Raw genomic sequence first — 21109 nt, 5'->3', positions numbered from 1 at the left:
GCATGGCGCGATCTTATCCGGCGCGCGCCAGCAGTAAAGCGGGTCGTGGCAGTTGCGGAAGGCCGCGCCTATCGGCTCAAGCCGCCGCTTCCATTTCCATTTCGGCGTCGAGATCGGCGATGACGTCCTCGAACGCCGAGATCGCCTGCTGGATCGCGGCGATCTGCATCAATTCCCAGCTCGAGACCGGACCGCTGCGATTTTGCAGCGCTACGACCAGGTCGCGCCGCTGCTCCTTAAGCTGAACAAGCGGTAAACCGTGATCCGGCAAACCCATGACAAATCCCCCTGCCTTCTTGTTGGAACCCGCTTGTATCGAACGGAGTCTGCAAACGGCTTACAGAACTCCGGCAAATTTTATCGATCTTGCCTCGTCCCGTAGTCTTACGTGGCGTCGGCCGCCTTCACCATCCTCTTGATTTGACTGAACAGCGCCTCCGTGACGTTCCGCGTTGCCCAGTCGCTCAAGTGGAGTGCGAGGTCATCGGCCGGATCGACCAATTCTCGCATCGCGATGTGCCACCGCTCCATCAGGGCGTAGCGACGGAACACATCGACCCCGGCGACCTCAGCCAACTCGGATATGCGCTTCACCATCGCCTCGGAGAGCGGCTTCTTCTCGGGTGTCACGACGGCGGTCGCGTATTGCGAGTCCATCAGGATGACATCGGTAGGGAGTTTGGACAGGCGATCCAGCCCCTCCGCAATGGCGGCGAAGACTTTCTCGAATGCGAATTCCGGCACCGTGTTGCGAAAGACAGCGTTGGTGCCGACCTGCCAGATCACCAGCGCCGGCGCCTCGTCGATTACATCGGATTGCATGCGCGGCAGTTCGGTCGACGCCTCCTCGCCGCCGACTCCCCGGTTGATCACGTTGATCATCCGTTTGCCGAACTCGCTGGTCATCTCGGTGCCGAACTCGTTCCTCAGCATCAACTCAAGGTAGGCCGGAAAGGGCACGACCTGACGCGTTCCCGCCGTCGACGAGGAACCAAAGGCAACGATTTTAGTGTTTCGCTGCTTCAGGCTTCGCGCCAGATTCGGAAGCGGGTATTTGAAGCCGATGACTTCGTCAGGGAGATCGGCGACGGCGAAATTGTCAACCATTTGAAACCTCCGCTGTGTGATACCATCTCACGTTGCAGGGGTATTTCGTCGCCAAAATCGCCGCATTGCAAATGAAAATATGCAGGCGCTAGTGTGCGCTTGCCATTTCCCCCGCGTACGGAGGCCATCATGGACGGAAAGGTCATTGTGGTGACGGGGGCTCTCGGCGCGCTTGGCAGCGTCGTCGCCGACGAGGCGCTGGCGCGCGGCGCCAGGATTGCGAGCGTCGATCACGCGCCGACGCAAGCTCCCGCTACCGCCGATCTGTTCGAACTCGGCGGCGTCGACCTCACCGACGCGGCGCAAGCCAGGAAGGCGATCGACGCCGCGGCCAGGCATTTCGGCAAGCTCGACGCGCTGATCAACATCGCCGGCGGCTTCGCCTTCGAGACGGTGGCCGATGGCGATCCCAGGACATGGCAGCGGATGTACGCGCTCAACGTGACGACCGCGCTCAATGCGTCGCGCGCGGCGATCCCGCATCTCGTCGCATCGGGTGCCGGGCGGATCGTCAATGTCGGCGCCATGGGCGCACTGCAGGCAGGCGCCGGCATGGGCGCCTACGCCGCCTCCAAGGCTGGCGTGCACCGCCTCACCGAAGCGCTTGCCGCGGAGTTGAAGGGCAGGATCACCGTCAACGCCGTGCTGCCGTCGATCATCGACACCGCGGCCAACCGCGCCAGCATGCCCAAAGCCGATTTCGCCAAATGGGTGACGCCGAAGGAATTGGCCGAGGTGATCCTCTTCCTCGCCAGCGACGCCGCAAGCGCCGTCACCGGCGCGCTGCTGCCGGTGAACGGGAGGGTTTAACCCTCCACCTCCACCAGCTTTCGCAGCACGGCCTTGAAGCGGATGCTGCGCTTGCCGGCGAGCGCGGTGGCTTCGCCTACGGCGCCGTCGGCGTCGTAGGTGCCGGAGAAACCGATGCCGACTTCATGGCCGCCGAATATCGGCCGCTCGCTCATGGACGGCGTATGCTCGCGGTTGACGAGTTCGCCTTTCCATCTGCCATTCGCCGCCGAATACGCGCCGATATAATCGAAGAAAGCGTCGCCGCCGCGGATACGGCCGTCACGCAGCATCATGACACCGGTATTGCCGGCGTCGATGCCGTCGAGCATGCGGATGTGGATCGAATAAAGTCCGTTGCTGATCGCGTCAGGCCCGACCTCGCCGGGCGGCGGCGCGTCGGTAACATCGATGGGGCTCAAAACGGTCGTGAAATGGACACCGGGCAAGGCCGCGCTGCCGCCCTCGAAATGAATTTCCTCGCCGCACGGCTTGCCTGTGAAGTTCATCACGGCATGTTCGACCTCGAACATCGGAACAAATTTGGGATCGTGATAGTGGCGCGACATCGTCACCTCGCAAGAGAGGATGCCGTTGGCCTCGGTGAAGCTGCCGACAAAGGAAGAGCCGGAATCGCCGCCATAGAGCTTGCCGCCCGCGGTCGCGAACATCACGCCCGAGCCTTCCCCGCGCTCCGTCGTGAAACGGAATTTGTACAGTCCCTTCAGCACGCCCCTGCTCGCTTCTAATCCGGCAAATACCATTTGCCCCGCGAACACTGGATTCGCAGGTTCCATCAATTGCCGTATGGCCTTGTCCCCGGGAGCCAGAATAGCCGCTGCGGTGCGGCCCGATCAAACGCTTTGCCGGAATTCGGCTAGAGTCCGGACATTGAGTCGCGGCCACCGCCGCCGGAGCAGATTTTGGAAACCGCGCTATATCTTCCTGTCAAACGCTTCCTCGAAAAGCTCGGCTTCACCGTCAAGGGCGAGATCGGCGGCTGCGACCTGGTCGCGCTGAGCGGCGACGATCCGCCGATCGTGGTGATCGGCGAACTGAAGCTTTCCTTCAATCTGGAACTGATCCTGCAAGCGGTGGATCGCGCCGGCGCGGCCGACGAGGTCTGGCTCGCGGCCAAACTGTCTGCCCGCGGCAAGGGCCGCGAAAGCGACGCGCGCTACCGCAATCTCTGCCGCCGGCTTGGCTTCGGCATGCTCGCCGTCACCAATACCGGCGATGTCGAGGTGATCGTGAAGCCGCCGACATCGGCGCCTCGCCGCGATCCCAAAAAGCGCTCGCGGCTGATCGCGGAGCATCAGAAACGCAAGGGCGATCCCGTCCTGGGCGGATCGACACGCGCGCCGATCATGACGGCTTACCGGCAGCAGGCGCTGGCCTGCGCCTCGGCGCTGTCGGGCGGCCCGCAGCGGGTCAGGGATCTGCGCGCCCAGATTCCCGATGCCGGCAAAATCCTGCTGCATAATGTCTATGGCTGGTTCGATCGCGCCGAGCGCGGCATCTATGTCCTGACCGATGCAGGCCATGCAGCGTTAAAACGCTGGCCGCAACAGCCGCTGGATCTGACCGCGGCCGGCAATTCCGTGCCCTGACGCACGGATCGATCAAAATATCGAGACCGTACGGCGCTACCGGATTTGAGAGGTTGTAGACGCATGGCTGTATTGCCACGCGAAATTCATATTGCAATGCAACATTAGGGCACATAGGTATCTCGGCAATCGAATGCGAGGCCCCTATGAGCGAAGACTGGAACACGAAATACGGCACACGACGCGTCCGGCGGGATCCGCCGACGCTGGAAGAGGCAATCTTCGCCGCGGTGGGGATCACCGACGATCAGCAGCAGCAGGCGGAAATCGCCGCCGCGCTGATGGGGCTGCCCTATGAGGAAGTGCTGGCGGAAGTGAAGAAGACCGGCCGCGCGCTGGCGCGATCGGCGACCCGCGTTATCGCGGGCGAAGCGGGCGCGCAGCGCTCCGTCGTGGTCGAGCGCCGCGTCGTCAGGCGCTTCGGCAACGACAAGCGCACCGGCACCTGACAAGCCCCAACACTCCCTGAATTGTCTCCAGCGAATTGCCCTTCGGGCAATTCGCTGGATTGAACGTGCCTACGAGGCGCCCCACTCCGACGGCGCGGTGCCAGCCATCCGAAGCAGCATTCGCCAATAGGCGCGGTTGAAAGCCACCACCGTGCGCGTCGCATTCATTGCGTTCTCGACCCAGGACGTCGCGAACTCTGCCTGATCATATTTCGTCAGGTCGATGGTGCCGGTGGATTCGCCGTGGCGAAACACGAGCTGCGCGCCGAATTTGCTGGCAAGCGCCCGCATCGCCTCGTTCTGCGCACCCGTGGTGATCCGCAGGCTCTTGTAGCCCTTGGCCCGCGCCACCGCGATCAGCTTGCGGAACAGGATGCTGCCGACGCCGCGGCGCCGCACCGACGCTTCGACGCTGAAGGCGATCTCGGGAAGCGAATCCGATGATTGATCCGGCGGATGCAGCTCTGCCGCGCCCCGGACCACGCCGTCTTCGAAGAAGGCAATGATGACCGTGCCGTCATTGGCGCATTTTTCGGCGTAGCGCTCGATGAAGCTGTCGTCCATGAAGCCATGGAACCGGTCGCGGCGGCTGATGCGGTCGAGCCGCAGCAGGTGATCGCGCAACAGCGGCAATTCTTCCTGCTGGCTGAGCGTACGCACGCTGCTGTTGGCGAGCGCGGCCGCAATAACGCTGAGGTACATAGTCCAAATCTCCTCTCAGAATAGCCCTTCGAGGAGGCGTCGAATCCCTAGACCACCAATATTGTGCGCCGCAACATCAAAAACAAGACCGGATTGCTCCGTATACTGCCTTAAATAACAGCAATGTTTGCAGCGACTTAACGGCGGCACCATTAATCAATTGTTAAGATTTACCGCCCGGCGCAGACTGGCGTGGCGCCTGCTTAGTTCCGAACAAACCAAGGCAATACACCCGGATCGTTCGTGGAGGCCCGTTGTGGCTGTGGTGCTCGACACGCGTTCATGCCTCCCGGGCCGCCGGCTTGCGGTGTGGCAGGACATCGTCTGCGATACCTTCGTGGGCCTCGACTGCAAATCGGACATGCGCGGCGCGTTCTGGGGCTCGGTATCGCAATCCAGAATCGGACCTGCGGCGTTCACGCGGGTCGATTCCACCGCGCAGCGGGTGTTCCGCACGCCGTCGCGAATTGCGCGCGCCAGCGAGGATTTCGTGCTGATGGCGATGGGCAACAGCGGCGTGAACGGCGTCTTCCAGGATGGCCGCGAGGCGATCGTCTCCGCAGGCCAATTCGTTATCTACGACACCACCCGCCCCTATGAGCTGCGCTTCGACGACAGCTTTTCGCAGACCATCCTGCAGATGCCGCGCAAGCTGCTGCAACAGCGCATCGGCGCGTTCGATGGCTTGACCGCAACGACGTTCGCCGGCGATCGTCCGCTCGAACGGCTGACCTATGATTTCATGCTCAATGTGAGCAAGACGATCGAACAGGTCGATCCCGCCGCCGCAAGCCGCCTGCTCGACCAGGCGCTCGACCTGCTGGCGATGACGCTGGCCGACAGGCTGCATGCGCGCTTGGCCGATCAGTCGGCCCACCGCTCGGCGCTGCTCTACCGACTCAAGAACCATATCCTGACCCATCTCGCCGATCCCGAACTGTCACTGCCGCGCGCCGCCGCCGCGGTCGGAATCTCGCCGCGTTACGCCAGCGACCTGATGGCGGACGAACAGACCTCGTTCCGCGGCTACGTGCAGACGCAACGGCTGGAGCGATGCAAGCGCGACCTTGCCGACCCCGCCTGTCAGGCCCGGCACATCGGCGAGATCGCCTTCGCGTGGGGTTTTAACGACCTCGCCCATTTCAGCCGCATCTTCAGGCAGCGCTTCGGTGTCTCGCCGCGCGAATGGCGCGAACAGCCCGGCAAATAGCGCCAGCCCTCACCTCGTCACACCTTCCCCTCAGCCATCCATCTGCCGGTTACGACAAGTTTTCGTTCCGCCGCGGACAAGCGGCGCGCGCGGCCGTGGCGGTAGGCTTGCCCGCAGCAAGTGTCGGTCACCAATGCGAAGAGGATGGGTGCGATGGGTCTGGTTCATCAGAAGTACAAGGTGGCGGTGGTTCAGGCGGCGCCGGTCTTTCTCGATCTCGACGCAACCATCGACAAGACCATTGCCCTGATCGAGGAAGCTTCCGCGAAAGGTGCCAGGCTGATCGCCTTTCCCGAAACCTTCATTCCCGGATATCCGTGGCAGATCTGGCTCGGCGCGCCGGCCTGGGCGATCGGCCGCGGCTTTGTGCAACGCTACTTCGACAACTCGCTCGCCTTCGACAGTCCGCAGGCGGAAAAGATCCGCCAGGCCGTGAAGCGCGCCAAACTGACCGCGGTGCTCGGCCTGTCCGAACGCGACGGCGGCAGCCTCTATATCGCGCAATGGCTGATAGGGCCCGACGGCGAGACCATCGCCAAGCGCCGGAAACTGCGGCCCACTCACGCCGAGCGCACCGTGTTCGGCGAAGGCGACGGCAGCGATCTCGCAGTTCACTATCGCGCCGATGTTGGACGGCTTGGTGCGCTGTGCTGCTGGGAGCACCTGCAGCCGCTGTCGAAATTCGCGATGTATGCCCAGAACGAGCAGGTGCATGTCGGCGCATGGCCGAGCTTTTCGCTGTACGATCCGTTCGCACACGCGCTCGGCCATGAGGTCAACAACGCCGCCAGCAAGGTCTATGCGGTCGAGGGCTCCTGCTTCTTCCTGGGTCCCTGCGCGGTCGTCTCGCAGGCGATGATCGATGAACTCTGCGACTCCCCCGAAAAGCACGCCTTCCTGCATGCCGGCGGCGGCCACGCCGTGATCTACGGGCCGGACGGCAGCCCGCTTGCCGAGAAGCTTCCGCCGGACCAGGAAGGTATTCTGTATGCCGACATCGATCTCGGCATGATCGGGGTGGCGAAGAACGCGGCCGATCCGGCCGGGCATTATTCGCGGCCCGACGTCACGCGGCTGTTGCTCAACAACAAGCGCGCCAACCGCGTCGAGCATTTCTCGCTGCCCGTCGATGCCGAGGTCATGAGCGAAATCAGGCTGCAGGCCTGAACGCATTCATTCCGACAAGGAGCAGGCCGATGGAATCCGCGATCCCTGCACATCTGCAAACCGCACGAACGCGCCATCGCCGTGTCGGCGACGATTATGCGCCACCCTACCCGTCCTTCGTGGCGCGGCACAAACCGAGCGTCACGCGCGTGGTGATGGCCTATTTCGGCCTCCAGACCCGCGGCACGCCATCGATCGCCGCCGAGCAGGCGCTGGCCCGGCTAGTGTCAGAGTTCGCGGCCGCGGATGGTCCATCGCATTGGGACCGTGCGCGCTATATCGACGAAGCCGGTTTCACCAACGTCGTCACGGTCGCCTATTGGGACGACCGGCAAGCATTCGACCGCTGGTTTCCGGCCGCGCGCGGGCGCTGGACCGGCAGGGAGCGAACGAACGACGGGTTCGGCACCTTCATCGAGGCGCTTTATCCTTCCGTGGAGGGCTATGAGACGCTGTTCTCTTCCCTCGACCGGCCCGAAGGCGTCGCCGTTCTCGCCGACGGCATGAGCGGCGAGGTGTTGGAGCACGCCTATTGGGGCGGCATGCGCGACCGTATCCCGTTGTCGCAAACCAGCGAGATGGCGCCTTCAGGCTCGGCCCGCGCCGTTCGCGACGGCGCGCGCGTCCGGATCATTCCGCACGATAATGTCTGCCTGATCCGCTCCGGCCAGGACTGGGGCGACACCGAAGCCGCCGAGCGCAAGATGTATCTCGGCGATGTCGAGCCGGTGCTGCGCGAGGGCATGGATTTCCTGCGCGACCAGGGCCGTTCAATCGGCTGCTACGCCAACCGTTACATGACGGTGATTGGCCGCGACGGCGCGGCGACCGAAAAGTCCTACGGCATGAGTTGGTGGAAAAGCCTGTCGGCGCTCGAACGCTGGGCTGAATCGCACCCGACCCATGTCAGGATTTTCGGCGCCGCCATGAAATATTTGTCAACGCTCGGGCCGGCCGCAAAGCTGCGGCTCTACCACGAGGTCACCGTCGCCCGCGCCGACGAGCAGCTTTTCGAATATGTGGATTGCCATCCGCAAACCGGAATGCTGAACGCGGTAGAGGCAGCGTAGAACTCATCAGTCAGGCGCTTAGTCTTGGTCGCGCCTGACGTCGGCTCATCGATCAACAGCAATGCAAAAGCGGACATTGCCGGAGCGCCAACAGGAACGCTCGCGAATGATGGAAGCCGCCAACTGAGACGACCTCAATCGCCCCAGGCAATTCCTCCGCATAGGCATCGAAAGAGACGAAGCGTCCTGCCGTTGCGGGAATCGAGTATCTCGATGAAAAGATGAAGCGTGGCGGCACATCTTGCACAAAATACCTGCTCGCTCCCTGGGGCCTCGTTGCCCGCGCGCTCATCTGAACCCGCGTACTCATCTGAACCAGCGCGATCCATGGCTTGTCCCCTGGACTGCGTACGCCCCAAGCCGCCAAGGTATGAATGCAGCATTGACGAAAGCGTGGCCATACGATGGTGAGTGTGGGGCACCATGGAACTTTGGAACTCGAGGCGCTGGGGCCAACACCAGCGAGGAGTTCCGGCTGCGCTCCGCGCGCGCAAAAGTGCTTTGATCAGGTCGTGCCTTGCTCTCTATGAGGAAAAGATACAGTTGCCAGTTGCGCTCTCTCCGCTCGGCCCTTGGAAGCCGGACTTCACTTTTATGAATCCACGCCCTACAGCACCATCTGCGTCTGCGTCACGACCGCGACCAGCTTGCCGTCCTCGGTTTCCAGCCGCATCTGCCAGACTTGGGTACGGCGCCCCCGATGCACCGGCGTGGCAGTGGCGATCACGGTCGAACCTTCCTTGGCGCCGCCGATGAAATTGGTCTTGCTCTCGATCGTGGTCGTGCCCTTGGCGTCCGCAGGCAGATTGATCACGGTCGCCGCGGCACCGACCGAATCCGCAAATGCCATGACGGCGCCACCGTGAATCGTATTCCGCAGCGTGCAGAGATCCGGCCGCACCAGCATCTTCGCTACCACCCGATCCATTCCGGCCTCCGTGAAGGTCACACCCTTCAGCTCCGCAAACGGCATCTTCATCGACTGGATCTTTTCGAGCGGCGTCATTCGTCCTCCGGCTTTTCTTGGAAATGATGTCCCGGACAGAATGGCGGCTGCCGGTAAATCAGGCAATGACCTCCGAGGTAATGGCTGCCGTGACATGGGGCCGGAAATTCGCCATATCATCGGCATGCGCCAGTTCCCGCCCCGCCGTATCGTCTGCCTGACCGAAGAGACCGTGGAGACGTTGTACCTTCTCGGCGAGCAGGACCGCATCGTCGGCGTCTCCGGCTATGCGGTGCGGCCGCCGCAGGTCCGTCGCGAGAAGCCGCGGGTTTCGGCCTTCATCTCCGCAGACATTCCGAAGATTTTGGCGCTTGAGCCGGATCTCGTGCTGGCCTTCTCCGATCTGCAGGCTGACATCGTCGCCGATCTGGTGCGCGCAGGCATCGCCATCCACGTCTTCAACCAGCGCGACATCGCCGGCATCCTCGCGATGATCCGCACGCTCGGCGCCATCGTTGGCGCGACAGAACGAGCCGATCAACTCGCGGGCGATCTTGAACAGCGCCTTACGCGGATCGCTGCAACGCCCCGGCCCGCGCCCAAGCCAAAAGTCTATTTCGAGGAATGGGACGATCCCCTGATCTCCGGCATCGGCTGGGTGTCCGAGCTGATCGAGATTGCCGGCGGCGACGACGCACTGCCGAAGTTACGGTTTCAGCAGGCGGCCAAGGACCGGATCATTCCGCCCGATCTGGTGCGCGACACCGCGCCTGATGTGATCCTCGCGTCATGGTGCGGCAAGAAGGTTGTGCCCGATCGCATTCGGCAGCGTCCGGGCTGGAGCGATATCCCGGCGGTGCGCAACAACCGCATCGTCGAGATCAAGTCGACGATCATCCTGCAGCCCGGACCGGCGGCGCTAACGGACGGGCTGGATGCGATCGTGAAGGCGTTGTGGGATTCGCCGGTTTCGTAGGGTGGGCAAAGGCGCGTAGCGCCGTGCCCACCATCTAACGCTCGGGTGCAAGTAATGGTGGGCACGCTTCGCTTTGCCCACCCTACGATTTCCTGCTCAAGCCTTCTCCACCCCACACCATTCCGCGATGAACAGCGCGGTCGCTTTCGTCGACTTCCGCAGCGAATCCAATTCGACATACTCGTTGAAGCCGTGCATCGCCGCGCCTTTGGCGCCGAAGCACAGGCTTGGGATGTTGTAGTTCAAGCCGTAGAACCGCGTGTCGGTCAGCGCGGTGAACGCTCGGTCCGGCACCACGCCGCCATAGACGGCGCCGAACGCTTTTGCGAATGCGGCCTCCGGCTCGGCCGAGTTCACCAATTCATATCCTTCCGACAGGAAGCCCGACCATTCCACCTGCGGCGGGTTGTTGGAGAGGAAACGATGATCGCGCGCCGCCGCCGAGACGCAGGCCAGAATCTCTTTTTGGCATTCGGCAATCGACCAGCCCGGCAGGACCGCGATGCGACAATCGACATCGCACCAGGCCGGCACGCTCGAGGCCCAGTCGCCGCCCTTGATGATGCCCGGATTGAAATTGAGCGGATGGCTGACTGCCTTGAAATGGCGGTCGGCCTTGGCGCGCTCGTTCCAGTCGGCCTCGAGCTTTTGCAGGGCGTGGATCAGATGATAGGCCGCCATGATCGCGTTGGCGCCGGCGCCAGCCTCGAACACGTGCACCGGGAAGCCGCGCACCTTCAGGCGAAACCAGATCACGCCGACCTGCGAGCGCACCATGGTCTCGCCCGTCGGCTCCGGAATGAAGCAGGCGTCCGCGCGATAGCCGCGCTGCAGGGTCGAGAGTGCGCCGACGCCGGTGCTCTCCTCCTCGATCACGGACTGGAAATGGATGCGCGCCGTCGGCTTCAGTCCCGCGGCCTTGATCGCGTCCAGGGCATAGAGCGCGCCGATGGTGCCGGACTTCATGTCGCAGGCGCCGCGGCCATACATCTTGCCGTCCTTGATGGTCGGAGAGAACGGCGGCGTTTCCCACATGTCGAGGGGACCTGCGGGAACGACGTCGCAGTGACCCTGCAGGATCAGCGATTTGCCGGCATTACTGGACGGCCGGTAAGTACCGACCACCGTTCGCGCTTTGGAAAAATCATGTTCGATCGGGCCGAAGCCGCGCAGGTCCTTCAAATCCTCGACATTGATATGCCAGTCGTCGACCTCATAGCCACGTTGCCGCAGCAGGTCGCCGATCATGTCCTGGCATGGTCCCTCGGCGCCGCGGGTCGAGGGGATCGCAACGAAATCCCGCGTCGTCGCCAGTTGCGCGTCAAAGCCGGCGTCAACGGCGTCGAGGATTCTTTGTTGCGTATCGGTCGTCATGCGGCGGCTCCAGTCGCGAATTCAGGTCGGGAGCGCCACCCTACCCCGATCTCAGCCGCCGGCGTAATGCACAAAATGCGCATCCCGCAATGCATCTTCGAGCAGGCGGCCTTCCGAATAGGCACCGAGCGACGCCGGGCGTTCGACGCCGTCGAGAAGCCGCGGACAGGGTTCCGGCCGCCCCAGTACGGTGCGCACCGGAATTCGCTCCGCATAGATCGGCAATTCGTAGTCCTCATCGTCGTCGGCGACGCCCTTCGACCTGATCTTGGCGGACGCCTGCTCGATCTCCATCGCGATGACCGACGTCGCCTTGATCTCTTGCACCGTGCTTTGTCTTAAGCTCGCGGTGCGATCAGGAAAGAAGCGGTCGACCATCGCGACCAGCGCGCGTTCCTTCTCGACCGGATCGGTGACGAGATAGGCGGTGCCGAACGCCATCACGGCGCGGTAGTCCGCCGAATGGTTGAAACCGCAGCGGGCCAGCACCAGGCTGTCGAGATGCGCCACCGTGAGGCAGACCCGCTCGCCTTCGGACTGGTTGCGCAGCATGCGGCTGGCGCTGCTGCCATGCCAGTACAGCTTGCTGCCCTCCCGCCAGAAGAAGGTCGGCGTGCAATAGGGCTGACCGTCGATCACATAGGAGACGTGGCACAGCATCGAGGCGTCGAGCAGGCGATGGACCGTGGCATGGTCGTAGAAGCCGCGATCGTGGCGCCGCTTCACCTGGTTTCGCGGCGATAACGGATACGCATCGATGGTCACGGCGTCGGTCACGGCAAATCCTCATCCAAACAGGTGTGTTCATCGACAGTTGTACTTGGCAATTTGGCCTGCGATAGTGCCAATTCCATGCGAAAAATTCCGACCAATTCTCCGCCGTCCCGCCGCAAGGCCGAGCTCGCGCTCGATCTCTCCGGCCCTCACGTGACGCCGGGCGCCTCCTCCCAGCACCGGCTCTATCAGGCGCTGTGCCACGCCATCACCGGCGGGATCGCAAAGCCCGGCGAGCCGCTGCCGCCGTCGCGCACGCTGGCCAAGCAGACCGGTTTTCGCCGCAACGCCGTCACCTCGGCCTATGAGCGGCTGATCGCGGATGGTTTTGCCGTGGCCACCGTCGGCTCCGGCACCTTCGTCGCCGCGCGCATCCCCGCCCCGGCCAACGAGGCGCGCAAGAAGAAGATCGCAATCGAGCCGCAGCAGCAGGGCCCGCTGGCGCTCGGCTGCACGCATATTGACGAGCGGGCGCTGCAACGCTTCCGGGCGTTCGCCGGCCGGCGCATGCGCGCCTTCGGCACCGAGCACCTTCACTATGGCGACCCGCGCGGCAGCCATGAACTCCGCGCCGCCATTGCGGACCACCTGCTGTCGGCGCGCGGGCTGCGCTGCGATCCCGACCAGATCATGCTGACCTCGGGAACGCAGCATGGCTTACGGATCGTGCTCAGCGCGATCCTCAAGGTTGGCGATCAGATCTGGTGCGAGGATCCCGGCTATCCCGCCGCGCGACGAGCGATCGGACATTGCGGCCTGCGTCCCGTCGCCGTGCCGGTCGATACTTCAGGCATGATCGTCGCCAAAGGCCGGGCGCTCGCTGCTGCGGCGGGCGCGGCCTACGTGACCCCGTCGCACCAGTTTCCGCTGGGCGTGCAGATGTCGATGACGCGGCGGCTGGAATTGCTCGACTGGGCCAGGGACGCCGGCGCCTTCGTGATCGAGGACGATTACGACAGCGAGTTTCGATACGACGGCGCGCCACTGCTGTCGCTTGCCGGCATCGATCACCTCTCACGCGTGATCTACATGGGCACGTTTGCCAAGACCTTGTTTCCGGGATTGCGCATCGGCTATTGCGCCCTGCCCGAGCGCCTCGTCGGACCGGTGACGACAGCCCGCGCCGCGCTCGACCGCTTTCCCGGCACGCTGCTGGAAGGCGCGGTGGCGGACATGCTGAATTCCGGCGCGTTCGCCGCCAACCTGCGCAAGGTGCGCGGGATCTACCGCGAAGCGCGCGACGTGCTGGCCTCGACGCTGTCGGCGGCGTCGCAGGGACAGCTCTCGGTGCCCGTGCCCTCGCAGGGCCTGCATCTGGTCGCGCGGTTCGATTCCGCGACCGATCCGCTGGTTGCCGCCAAGGCAAAGGCGGATGCCGGTGTCGCGGGCTGGCTGTTGGCAGAAACCTATTTTCGCGCGCGGCCATTGCCGGGCTTTGTGCTGGGATTTGCCGGCCACAAGCTGCCGCAACTGGTCGCCTCGGCCGAGCGGCTGGCGAAATCATCGCTGGCCGCCTTGCAGGCAACTCGCAATCCGCATGGAACCGGTCGAGCCAAGCAGCGGAAGGCCGCGGGCTGAACGCTCCGGCCGACCGTCGCTCTATCAGAATCGCCGCCGCGTCACTAAGCTCGTTGCCTCAAATCAATTTCACGGCGGAAACGGCGGATGCCCGGCAATCGCAACGTCCTGTATCTCATTATCGGCGTGTTGATCGTCGCCGTCGGCGTGCTCGGCTACAATCTCTATCAAGCCAAGCAAGAACCCGAGGGCCTGCAGATCAATGTCGGCCCCGACGGGCTGAAAATCAAAACCAAGTGAGGAAGATCGAATTGACGCCGATGAAAGCCTCCGCCGCCCTCGTCCTGTTGTTGCTCGCCACGCCTGCGCTCGCGCAAACGGTCTCGCGCGAGCAGGACATCGTCGACCTCAGGCTCGGCCAGCGCGTCCTGGTCGATGACGGATCGTGCCCGGCCGGACAGATCAAGGAAGTCCAGGGCTCGCAGATGACGACGTCAGGCGTCGTGCGCACGCGCAAATGCATCCAGCGGCTCGGAACGAAGCGGCGCTAGAAACGCTCGCCCGAACCTAGAACATCCCGTTGGTGTTGGCGGCCTTCTCCGGAATTTCCTGCACGACGTCCCAGTGCTCGACGATCTTGCCGTTCTCGAGCCGGAAAATGTCGACGATGGCGCGGCCGCGCGTACCCTTCTCGCGTACGCTGTGGACGTGAAGGATCACATGGTCGCCGTCGGCAAAAACGCGCTTGATCTCGCTGCGGGAGTCCGGAAATTTCTCTCTCAGGAACCCAAGGAAGTTCTTGAAGCCCTCGATGCCGTCAGGCGCCGTCGGATTGTGCTGGATATAGTGTGGCCCGAAATACTTCGCGGCAGCGTCGAAGTCTTTCCGGTTGAGCGCCGCATCGTAGAATTCGAGCACCGCCTTCTTGTTGGCTTCCTCACTCCCCGGCTCGGCGGCTGAGGCTGGCGACACGACGAACGGCAACATGCCGATCAGGCCGATGATGATGGTTCGCATGGTGTTCCCCTGTGCTATCTGTTTCGATGTTGAGCCCAACTACCAGCTACCGTATTTGGCGACGACCCCGCGCCACAACGCATCGCGTTCGCGCGCGAACGACTCCTTGCCGACGCTGGCGTTCTTCGCCGCCGCGGTAATGACCATCACCAGCTTGAGTTCGGGATCGACGAAGAAGACTGCCCGTAGACGCCGAGCAGCGCGAACCGCCGCTTCTCGCTCGGAAACAGCCAGAACTGGTAGCCATAGCCGAAATAGGGCGTCGCCTTGCGCGGCGTGAACGCCTCGGGCTGGCGGTGCCAGTCGGTGGCGTCAGTGCCACCGTCTGATTGGACGCATAGTGAAAGCGGCTCCCCTGCTCGACCTCGCGCGTCGGGAAGGCGCGCAGCGCCGCAACCGAGTCCTGCGTGAGCCGCCTTCTTCAGCGTGTAGTGCGGCAGGATGCTGTCGAGATGGCTGAACGATCCGACCCGGACGCTTTCGTCATAAAACCAGTTGGCGCCCGAGCCGATCGGATAACCGGCCGCCTTTCCCAACAGGTCCTCATCGGGCGCAGCGGCGGCTGGCATGCCCAGCACGACAAGCACCGCGCATGAGAGCAGGATTCGTCCCGGCTGCATTGACAGGCCCCGCAGAGATCGTCGACCGGCCATTGCTTACAATGGCCGTTATCGACGTGTCGAGACTGAGGGAATTGCAGGAGACTAAGTAACGCCGGCGTTACTGGTTCGTCGCGGGCTCAAACATGCATTGCAGCGTCGGCTTGGCAATCTTGGTGAAGGTCGGTCCGATCTGGGATTGCTTCGACGCCGGGACCCAGGCGGTCTCGATCGTCGGCACGCCGGTCTCGCTGATGCCGCGCAGCAATGCTTCGCGCAGGTCGGCATCTTCCACGGTCGCGGCGGCGTAGTCGTGCAGGCAGCCGCAGACGCTTTCGGGATGCGCCCAACGTCCGACCATATGAGGTGCGCAGAGCCGCACGAACTCGCCGCGCGGATCGGGCACCTTGAAGAGCGAACGGAATGAGGTCTGCGGCGGCTGAAACTGGACCTGAGCCTGCGCTGCGCCGCTGAGAAGGAGGGACGTCAGAATTACGGCCAAACAGATACGTGCGGACATACAGGGCCTTTATCGGCAATCTCTTTGCAACGGACCCGTCACGCTTACTTGGCGGCGATGACCATCGGCTGCAACGCCGTGGTCGCAACCGGCGAACCACTGTAGGCAAAGGTACCGACGCCCGGCAGACCCTGATCCGAAGAACCAGCCATCGAGGGACCCGCCAGAACGAAGGCAAAGGCGAGGATGAAGCTGAGGTTCCGCATCTAAACTGTCTCCGGTTGTCGGTGGCCGCTAGCCGCCGCCGTCTCGTTGCCAATCTGATACCCGCGGGCCGTTTCCGGACATCTGCGCCAAAAAAGAAAAATGGTTTCGTCACACAGGAGAATTGTTTCGTCGCCACTGCTCGACGAAACAATGGCGGGAAAAGTCCAATGAATTCAGCTAGGGCACCCTCGCCTCGGATGTTCCGGCTGAACGCCGCAAGCCGGCCAATCGGGCCGCTTTGGCCTTCGTCCAGTGGACGAGGGCCGTCTCGTTCACAGGCGTTATCGGATGAACCGAAGCCTCGGTCCGGCCGACTCAACCGGACACCGTGCAACTTTGCGCGGGCTCGTGCGTTTCGACCCTTCCTCAACAAAGGACAGCAGTCGTGGGCCATCGCAACACCGATGTTGGCAATGACACCCCGACCCGCAAACCCGGCCAGCCGGTTGTTGGAAATTTGTCCGGGAGTAACTCGCGGATCGATCCCTCCCTCAAGCGCCAGGAAAAAGCCTCAGAGCATCCGTCACGCGTTTGTGGTGCGATGTCGCAGCAAGGCGGCGAGTTCCGCGGCAATGTCTCGGCGCCGCAGAAATTCGTCCATCTGGTCGGTTGCCGCGACCGCAAGGTCGCGCCCGGCCCGGAGGTCCGCCAATATCCCAATCCGCTCAAACGGTAAGCCCTCATCCCGAATCCGGGATGGCATCGGACTTACTGGAAGAATTCACCGCATTTCTGAACCCCGGCCTCGGTCGCCCCCCAGGGCATGATCGGCACCGAGGAGGTCGAGTTCTTGGGTGAGCCTTCGATCAGCCTGTCCGAATAGACCATGTAGACCAGCACGTTGCGCTTGGCATCGCAGCCGCGAACGATCTGCATCTTCTTGAAGAACAGCGAGCGGCGCTGGCGAAACATGTCGTCGCCCTGCTCCAGCTTGTGCTTGAACTTGACGGGGCCGATCTGGCGGCAGGCCAGCGAGATGTCCGAGACCTCCTCGGCAAGCCCGAGCCAGCCCTTGAAGCCGCCCTTTTCCGGCACGGTGAAGTGACAGGCGACCCCGTCGACTTCAGGGTCGTCGACGGCGTAGGTCGCAAGCTTGTCGTTCGGGCTCAGCCATTTGAACACCGTCGAACGGCGAAAGATCAGGTCGGGCTCATCAGCGGCCGACGCCGGGGATGCCTGCCACACTGTCAGCGCCAACACCACCAAGGCCAAAATTTCCCACTTCTTGTCACACTTAACGACGGCCTTGGATGTCATTGATATCTCCGCTGAAGGGCACGTCGCCTATGTAGTGCTGCAATGCCGAACAGGAAGGCCATCGTGCTGACTCGATAGTGCGATACCCCCAGCCAGCCCGACCGCGGTCGTTTAACGGAATGTGAGGCTTTTTTGCTACGATCAGGGCGAAAAGCGCTGAAATTATAAGGCCTACGCTGGTGAACGCTTTTCGCCTCTGCGACAACAAACGGATTGGCAAGACGGTAAATTCGAGTAACTGGATTTGAGGATTATGCGCGTGAGCGAGCATCGGTTTTTCAGTACGAGTATTGCGGACGCGACTATTTCCAGGCAGCGATTTTGGCAGATTGCGATGTTGACCGTGGCCGGCTCTATTGCCACCGCTTCCCAGGCGGATGCCGCGACCATGTTCTACTGGCAGGATTCCGATCCGAGCTATTATCGGCCGATGCCGCCGGCGCAGCCGCGCAAGCCAAAGGTGCGCCGGCCGTCGGCCAAGTCTGAGACGGCCGTCAAGGAAACCAACGCCAAGCCGCATGGGCCGCTGATCATCGCGGTCTCGATCGAGCAGCAGAAGGTCCGCGTTTACGACGCCAACGGGTTGTTCGCCGAAAGCCCGGTATCGACGGGCATGAAGGGGCATTCAACCCCGATGGGCGTGTTCAGCGTCATCCAGAAGCACAAGATGCACCGCTCCAATATCTACAGCGGCGCACCGATGCCTTACATGCAGCGCATCACCTGGTCGGGCATTGCGCTGCATGCCGGCGTGCTGCCGGGCTATCCGGCATCGCACGGCTGCATCCGCATGCCGACGGCCTTTGCCATGAAGATGTGGAACTGGACCAGGATGGGCGCGCGCGTGATCATCACGCCCGGCCAGATCACGCCGGCCAGTATTTCGCACCCCTTGCTGGTGGCGCAGAAGGTCGTGCCGCAGCCGCTGATCGCCGATGATCCCAAGCTCGATGCGCCCGCGATCAAGAGCGACAAGGGCGCGGACGCCGGCGGCGCGACCAGGCCGGCGAATGCCAGCCTGGCGAACTCGGAGCCGAGTCTCGATCTTCGATCGACGCTTGGACACACGGCCCCGTTGCGCGAACAGACCCACACCGCGGATGCCAGCAGCGCGCTGGCGGCGAAGAACGCGGTCATGTCCGATGCAGCGCCGTCTGCAGCCAAGGCGCAGTCGGTTGGCGAGACCGCGAACACGGAAGCAAAGGCTGACCCTGCCGTGGCGAGCGAGCCCGCGAAGACCGAGGTTTCCGCAGGCGAGAGCGTCAAGGCCGAGGACAAGCTCGGCGAGGTGAAAGCTGAAGCGAAACCGGACGAAATAAATAGCGAGACGCCCGCGGCGGCCATTACCAATGCGGAGCCTGCCAAGGCGACAGCGCCGAAGGTCGAGGAAACCAGGACTTCCGAATCCAAGGCTCCCGAAACCAAGGCCGTTGAACTCAACGCGAATGAATCGAAGGCCACCGAAAAGCCGGCAGAGTCCGTCAAGGCGGTCACCGATGCACCGGCCATTGCACCTGACGCGAAGAAAGATCCGGCGCGTCTGCCCGGCGGGGAAAAGGCTGCCAAGGCAGAAGCGCCCCGGCGCCCTGGCCAGATCGCCGTGCTGGTCAGCCGCAAGGACGCCAAGCTCTACGTCCGCGAAAGCTTCAAGCCGCAATTCGACGTTCCAGTGACAATCGCGCCGGGCGACCGGCCGCTGGGCACGCATGTATTCACTGCGGAAGCCGACAAGACCGATCCCAATCTGCTGCGCTGGTCGGTGGTGTCGCTGCCTGCGGCGCGCAACGCTGCTCCAGTCAGCGAGGACGAACGTCCTGCGCGGCGCAGGCTGGCCGGCGGTTCACCCGCCGAAGCGAAGCCGCTGCCGGCGCAGAACAGCCCGGCCGAGGCGCTGGACCGCATCACGATCCCGCAGGACGCGCTCGTTCGGATCGCGGAGGTGCTGACCACCGGCGGATCGATCATTGTGTCCGATCACAGCATCAACCAGGGCGGCGAAACCGGCGAAGGCACCGATTTCATCGTCCCTCTGCGCGCGGTCCGGCCATAACGGCTTGTTGAGCGGCGACCGTCCGGACGTTGCGCTATGCTTTGCGCTGTTGAACCACAGCCGAGGCGTTTCATGATCGACCGCAGGAGCGTGATGACGGCGGCGCTGGCCGCGATCGCAGCCGCCGCCTCGAACAGGCAATCCCTGGCGCAGGCCGGCATGAGCCGGATCACGGCCTACGCGTTTTCGTTTCCCGGGCTTTCCGGCGGCGACATCAGGCTTTCCGAATTTGCCGGCCGGCCGATCCTGATCGTCAACACCGCTTCGCTTTGCGGCTACACGCCGCAATATGGCGGCCTGCAGGAATTGTGGACAGAATTCGGCGGCCGCGGCCTGATGATCGTCGGCATTCCGTCCAACGATTTCGGCGGCCAGGAGCCGGGCGGCGCGACCGAAATCACCGCAACCGCTCAAAACCACCGCGTCTCTTTCCCGATCGCCGCAAAGGCCGTCGTCAAGGGACCGAACGCTCATCCCTTCTACAAATGGGCGGCGGAGGCGCGGCCGAAGGATGTTCCACGCTGGAACTTCCATAAATACCTGATCGGCCGCGACGGCTACATTGCCGAGGTCTTCCCGGAATCCGTCGACCCCGTGGATACACGGGTGAAAACCGCCATCGCTCGGGCACTGGCTGCTTCCTGAATTAACCGGCTCGGGGACAAACCCGCTGCGTGTGATCGCAACGGTTGCGTTGGCGCGCTTGCTCCAACTAGGCTACTATCTGCTTCGGGGAATGGAGGCAGACCGGACGGGCGCAGCGCCGCGACCGGATGCGGGATTCAAATTTAAGGAAAACAAGATGCGTGTTGCGGCAGGGATGATCTTTGCAGGCGCGGTTTCGTTGTTGGCATCCAGCGCGGCGTGGTCGCAGGCGCTACCCACCAAGGGCGCGGCGGCGGCTCCTCAGGCCACTCCAGCGGCAGCGCCGGTCCCCGCCCCGCCGCCGGCGCCGGTCTCGACCCGTCCGCCCTGCAACAATCCCAACGCACTCGGCATCGGCCGCACCGTCGAGATCGACACCACGGGCGGTCCCGGCTTCGGCTTCGAGCATTTCAAGGAGCTCGACTTCCTTCGCGACAAGGAAGTAGTGCTGACCTTCGACGACGGTCCGTGGCCGGTGAATACGCCTGCGGTGCTGAAAACGCTCGCGGAGGAGTGCACCACCGGTATCTTCTTCCCGATCGGCAAGCACGCCACCTACTATCCCGAAATCCTCAGGCAGGTCGCGGCGGCCGGCCACTCGATCGGATCGCACACCTGGTCGCATGCCGCCCTCGTCAACAAGAAGCTGACCGAGCAGCAGCGCAAGGATGAAATCGAAAAGGGTTTTAGCGCTGTGAAATGGGCGCTCGGCAAGGCCCCGGCGCCGTTCTTCCGCTTCCCCGCGCTGCAGCACCCGCCGGAGATGGTGACCTATCTCGGCACCCGCAACATCGCGATCTTCTCCTGCGACCTCGACTCCTTCGATTTCAAGGCAAGCAAGGCGCAAACCATCATCGACAACGTGATGCGCAAGGTCGACAAGAACGGCAAGGGCATCATCCTGATGCACGACTTCCAGAAGCACACCGCGGAAGCCCTGCCCGAGCTTCTCAAAAAGCTGAAGGCTGGCGGCTACAAGGTGGTCGCGATGCGCGCCAAGGCGCCGATCCAGACCATCGCGCAATATGACGAGGACATCGTCAAGGACCTCAAGCTGCCGACCGTGAGCTCGCGCCCGGTCTCCAGCGTCGTCCAGACGATCTCGGAATAAAAGCGGCGCGA

General features: G+C 63.2%; 26 protein-coding genes. 14 read left to right on the top strand and 12 right to left on the bottom strand.

Annotated elements, in window-relative coordinates; all coding sequences use genetic code 11:
• Window positions 1-76 precede the first annotated feature (76 nt).
• Window positions 77-277 carry a hypothetical protein gene (locus LMTR21_RS18980; RefSeq protein ID WP_057839937.1) on the bottom strand — a complete coding sequence of 67 codons (201 nt, stop codon included), beginning with the start codon at window positions 275-277 and terminating at the stop codon, window positions 77-79.
• Between the two features lie 107 nt (window positions 278-384).
• Window positions 385-1107 carry an SGNH/GDSL hydrolase family protein gene (locus tag LMTR21_RS18975; protein ID WP_065754984.1) on the bottom strand — a complete coding sequence of 241 codons (723 nt, stop codon included), beginning with the start codon at window positions 1105-1107 and terminating at the stop codon, window positions 385-387.
• A 129-nt stretch (window positions 1108-1236) separates the two neighbouring features.
• On the opposite strand from LMTR21_RS18975, the gene fabG reads away from it, so the two are divergent.
• Window positions 1237-1917 (top strand): 3-oxoacyl-ACP reductase FabG, encoded by a 681-nt coding sequence (gene fabG, locus LMTR21_RS18970; protein WP_065754985.1) that lies wholly within the window; start codon window positions 1237-1239, stop codon window positions 1915-1917.
• Here the strand turns inward: fabG and LMTR21_RS18965 are convergent.
• Window positions 1914-2627: a GrlR family regulatory protein gene (locus LMTR21_RS18965; RefSeq protein WP_065755286.1), complete on the bottom strand. Its 714-nt coding sequence runs from the start codon at window positions 2625-2627 to the stop codon at window positions 1914-1916. The genes fabG and LMTR21_RS18965 overlap by 4 nt on opposite strands.
• A 192-nt stretch (window positions 2628-2819) precedes the next feature.
• Between LMTR21_RS18965 and LMTR21_RS18960 the strand changes: the two genes are divergently transcribed.
• Complete coding sequence (locus LMTR21_RS18960; protein ID WP_065754986.1) at window positions 2820-3506, top strand: DUF2161 domain-containing phosphodiesterase; 687 nt, start codon at window positions 2820-2822, stop codon at window positions 3504-3506.
• Between the two features lie 146 nt (window positions 3507-3652).
• Window positions 3653-3955: a hypothetical protein gene (locus tag LMTR21_RS18955; protein WP_065754987.1), complete on the top strand. Its 303-nt coding sequence runs from the start codon at window positions 3653-3655 to the stop codon at window positions 3953-3955.
• 69 nt (window positions 3956-4024) lie between these two features.
• Here LMTR21_RS18955 and LMTR21_RS18950 read toward each other — a convergent pair whose 3' ends face one another.
• On the bottom strand, window positions 4025-4657 hold the full coding sequence (locus tag LMTR21_RS18950; RefSeq protein ID WP_065754988.1) for a GNAT family N-acetyltransferase: 633 nt from the start codon (window positions 4655-4657) through the stop codon (window positions 4025-4027).
• 262 nt (window positions 4658-4919) lie between these two features.
• On the opposite strand from LMTR21_RS18950, the gene LMTR21_RS18945 reads away from it, so the two are divergent.
• From LMTR21_RS18945 to LMTR21_RS18935, 3 genes are all read left to right on the top strand, one after another.
• Entirely contained in the window at window positions 4920-5867 is a 948-nt protein-coding gene (locus LMTR21_RS18945) for an AraC-like ligand-binding domain-containing protein (RefSeq protein WP_065754989.1), read from the top strand.
• 153 nt (window positions 5868-6020) lie between these two features.
• A complete protein-coding gene (locus tag LMTR21_RS18940; RefSeq protein ID WP_065754990.1) occupies window positions 6021-7034 on the top strand; it encodes a carbon-nitrogen hydrolase family protein in 1014 nt (337 codons plus the stop codon).
• Between the two features lie 29 nt (window positions 7035-7063).
• Complete coding sequence (locus LMTR21_RS18935; RefSeq protein ID WP_065754991.1) at window positions 7064-8104, top strand: phenylacetaldoxime dehydratase family protein; 1041 nt, start codon at window positions 7064-7066, stop codon at window positions 8102-8104.
• Window positions 8105-8711: 607 nt separating this feature from the next.
• On the opposite strand, the gene LMTR21_RS18930 is transcribed toward LMTR21_RS18935, so the two are convergent.
• Entirely contained in the window at window positions 8712-9110 is a 399-nt protein-coding gene (locus LMTR21_RS18930) for a PaaI family thioesterase (RefSeq protein WP_065754992.1), read from the bottom strand.
• Window positions 9111-9234: 124 nt separating this feature from the next.
• Between LMTR21_RS18930 and LMTR21_RS18925 the strand changes: the two genes are divergently transcribed.
• Window positions 9235-10026 (top strand): cobalamin-binding protein, encoded by a 792-nt coding sequence (locus LMTR21_RS18925; RefSeq protein ID WP_065755287.1) that lies wholly within the window; start codon window positions 9235-9237, stop codon window positions 10024-10026.
• Window positions 10027-10122: 96 nt separating this feature from the next.
• Here LMTR21_RS18925 and LMTR21_RS18920 read toward each other — a convergent pair whose 3' ends face one another.
• The gene (locus tag LMTR21_RS18920; protein WP_065754993.1) at window positions 10123-11400 is read right to left on the bottom strand and encodes an ArgE/DapE family deacylase; all 1278 of its coding nucleotides are present in this window, start codon (window positions 11398-11400) and stop codon (window positions 10123-10125) included.
• A gap of 51 nt (window positions 11401-11451) precedes the next feature.
• Window positions 11452-12177, bottom strand: a complete 726-nt coding sequence (locus LMTR21_RS18915) for a pyridoxamine 5'-phosphate oxidase family protein (protein ID WP_065754994.1) — start codon at window positions 12175-12177, stop codon at window positions 11452-11454.
• A 75-nt stretch (window positions 12178-12252) separates the two neighbouring features.
• Between LMTR21_RS18915 and pdxR the strand changes: the two genes are divergently transcribed.
• The 3 genes from pdxR (at window position 12253) to LMTR21_RS18905 (ending at window position 14243) form a co-directional block, all read left to right on the top strand.
• Entirely contained in the window at window positions 12253-13752 is a 1500-nt protein-coding gene (gene pdxR / locus LMTR21_RS18910; RefSeq protein WP_065754995.1) for a MocR-like pyridoxine biosynthesis transcription factor PdxR, read from the top strand.
• An 87-nt stretch (window positions 13753-13839) separates the two neighbouring features.
• The gene (locus tag LMTR21_RS40085) at window positions 13840-13992 is read left to right on the top strand and encodes a hypothetical protein (RefSeq protein ID WP_187399375.1); all 153 of its coding nucleotides are present in this window, start codon (window positions 13840-13842) and stop codon (window positions 13990-13992) included.
• 20 nt (window positions 13993-14012) lie between these two features.
• Window positions 14013-14243, top strand: coding sequence for a DUF6719 family protein (locus tag LMTR21_RS18905; protein WP_065755288.1), 231 nt, complete (start codon window positions 14013-14015; stop codon window positions 14241-14243).
• A gap of 16 nt (window positions 14244-14259) precedes the next feature.
• Here the strand turns inward: LMTR21_RS18905 and LMTR21_RS18900 are convergent, their stop codons facing one another.
• The 4 genes from LMTR21_RS18900 to LMTR21_RS40075 all read right to left on the bottom strand — a co-directional run bounded on the left by LMTR21_RS18900 (window position 14260) and on the right by LMTR21_RS40075 (window position 16034).
• Complete coding sequence (locus tag LMTR21_RS18900; protein WP_246175710.1) at window positions 14260-14679, bottom strand: nuclear transport factor 2 family protein; 420 nt, start codon at window positions 14677-14679, stop codon at window positions 14260-14262.
• A gap of 176 nt (window positions 14680-14855) precedes the next feature.
• On the bottom strand, window positions 14856-15329 hold the full coding sequence (locus tag LMTR21_RS40080) for a hypothetical protein (RefSeq protein WP_065754997.1): 474 nt from the start codon (window positions 15327-15329) through the stop codon (window positions 14856-14858).
• Between the two features lie 100 nt (window positions 15330-15429).
• Window positions 15430-15828 (bottom strand): hypothetical protein, encoded by a 399-nt coding sequence (locus LMTR21_RS18890; protein ID WP_065754998.1) that lies wholly within the window; start codon window positions 15826-15828, stop codon window positions 15430-15432.
• A 44-nt stretch (window positions 15829-15872) separates the two neighbouring features.
• A complete protein-coding gene (locus tag LMTR21_RS40075) occupies window positions 15873-16034 on the bottom strand; it encodes a hypothetical protein (protein ID WP_187399374.1) in 162 nt (53 codons plus the stop codon).
• A gap of 386 nt (window positions 16035-16420) precedes the next feature.
• Between LMTR21_RS40075 and LMTR21_RS18885 the strand changes: the two genes are divergently transcribed.
• Window positions 16421-16711, top strand: coding sequence for a hypothetical protein (locus tag LMTR21_RS18885; RefSeq protein WP_141688489.1), 291 nt, complete (start codon window positions 16421-16423; stop codon window positions 16709-16711).
• Window positions 16712-16743: 32 nt separating this feature from the next.
• Here the strand turns inward: LMTR21_RS18885 and LMTR21_RS18880 are convergent, their stop codons facing one another.
• Window positions 16744-17292 (bottom strand): CreA family protein, encoded by a 549-nt coding sequence (locus tag LMTR21_RS18880; protein ID WP_065754999.1) that lies wholly within the window; start codon window positions 17290-17292, stop codon window positions 16744-16746.
• A gap of 334 nt (window positions 17293-17626) precedes the next feature.
• Between LMTR21_RS18880 and LMTR21_RS18875 the strand changes: the two genes are divergently transcribed.
• The 3 genes from LMTR21_RS18875 (at window position 17627) to LMTR21_RS18865 (ending at window position 21098) form a co-directional block, all read left to right on the top strand.
• Window positions 17627-19342 carry a L,D-transpeptidase gene (locus tag LMTR21_RS18875; protein ID WP_246175665.1) on the top strand — a complete coding sequence of 572 codons (1716 nt, stop codon included), beginning with the start codon at window positions 17627-17629 and terminating at the stop codon, window positions 19340-19342.
• A 72-nt stretch (window positions 19343-19414) separates the two neighbouring features.
• Window positions 19415-19987 carry a glutathione peroxidase gene (locus tag LMTR21_RS18870; protein ID WP_065755001.1) on the top strand — a complete coding sequence of 191 codons (573 nt, stop codon included), beginning with the start codon at window positions 19415-19417 and terminating at the stop codon, window positions 19985-19987.
• Between the two features lie 157 nt (window positions 19988-20144).
• Window positions 20145-21098: a polysaccharide deacetylase family protein gene (locus LMTR21_RS18865; RefSeq protein ID WP_065755289.1), complete on the top strand. Its 954-nt coding sequence runs from the start codon at window positions 20145-20147 to the stop codon at window positions 21096-21098.
• The last annotated feature ends 11 nt before the right edge of the window (window positions 21099-21109 follow it).

Origin of the sequence: Bradyrhizobium paxllaeri (genome assembly GCF_001693515.2) — a bacterium.
In the GTDB taxonomy this organism is placed as follows: domain Bacteria; phylum Pseudomonadota; class Alphaproteobacteria; order Rhizobiales; family Xanthobacteraceae; genus Bradyrhizobium; species Bradyrhizobium paxllaeri.
The sequence above is the reverse complement of the archived record's forward strand: the minus strand, read 5'-3'. Positions and strand labels throughout refer to the sequence as shown.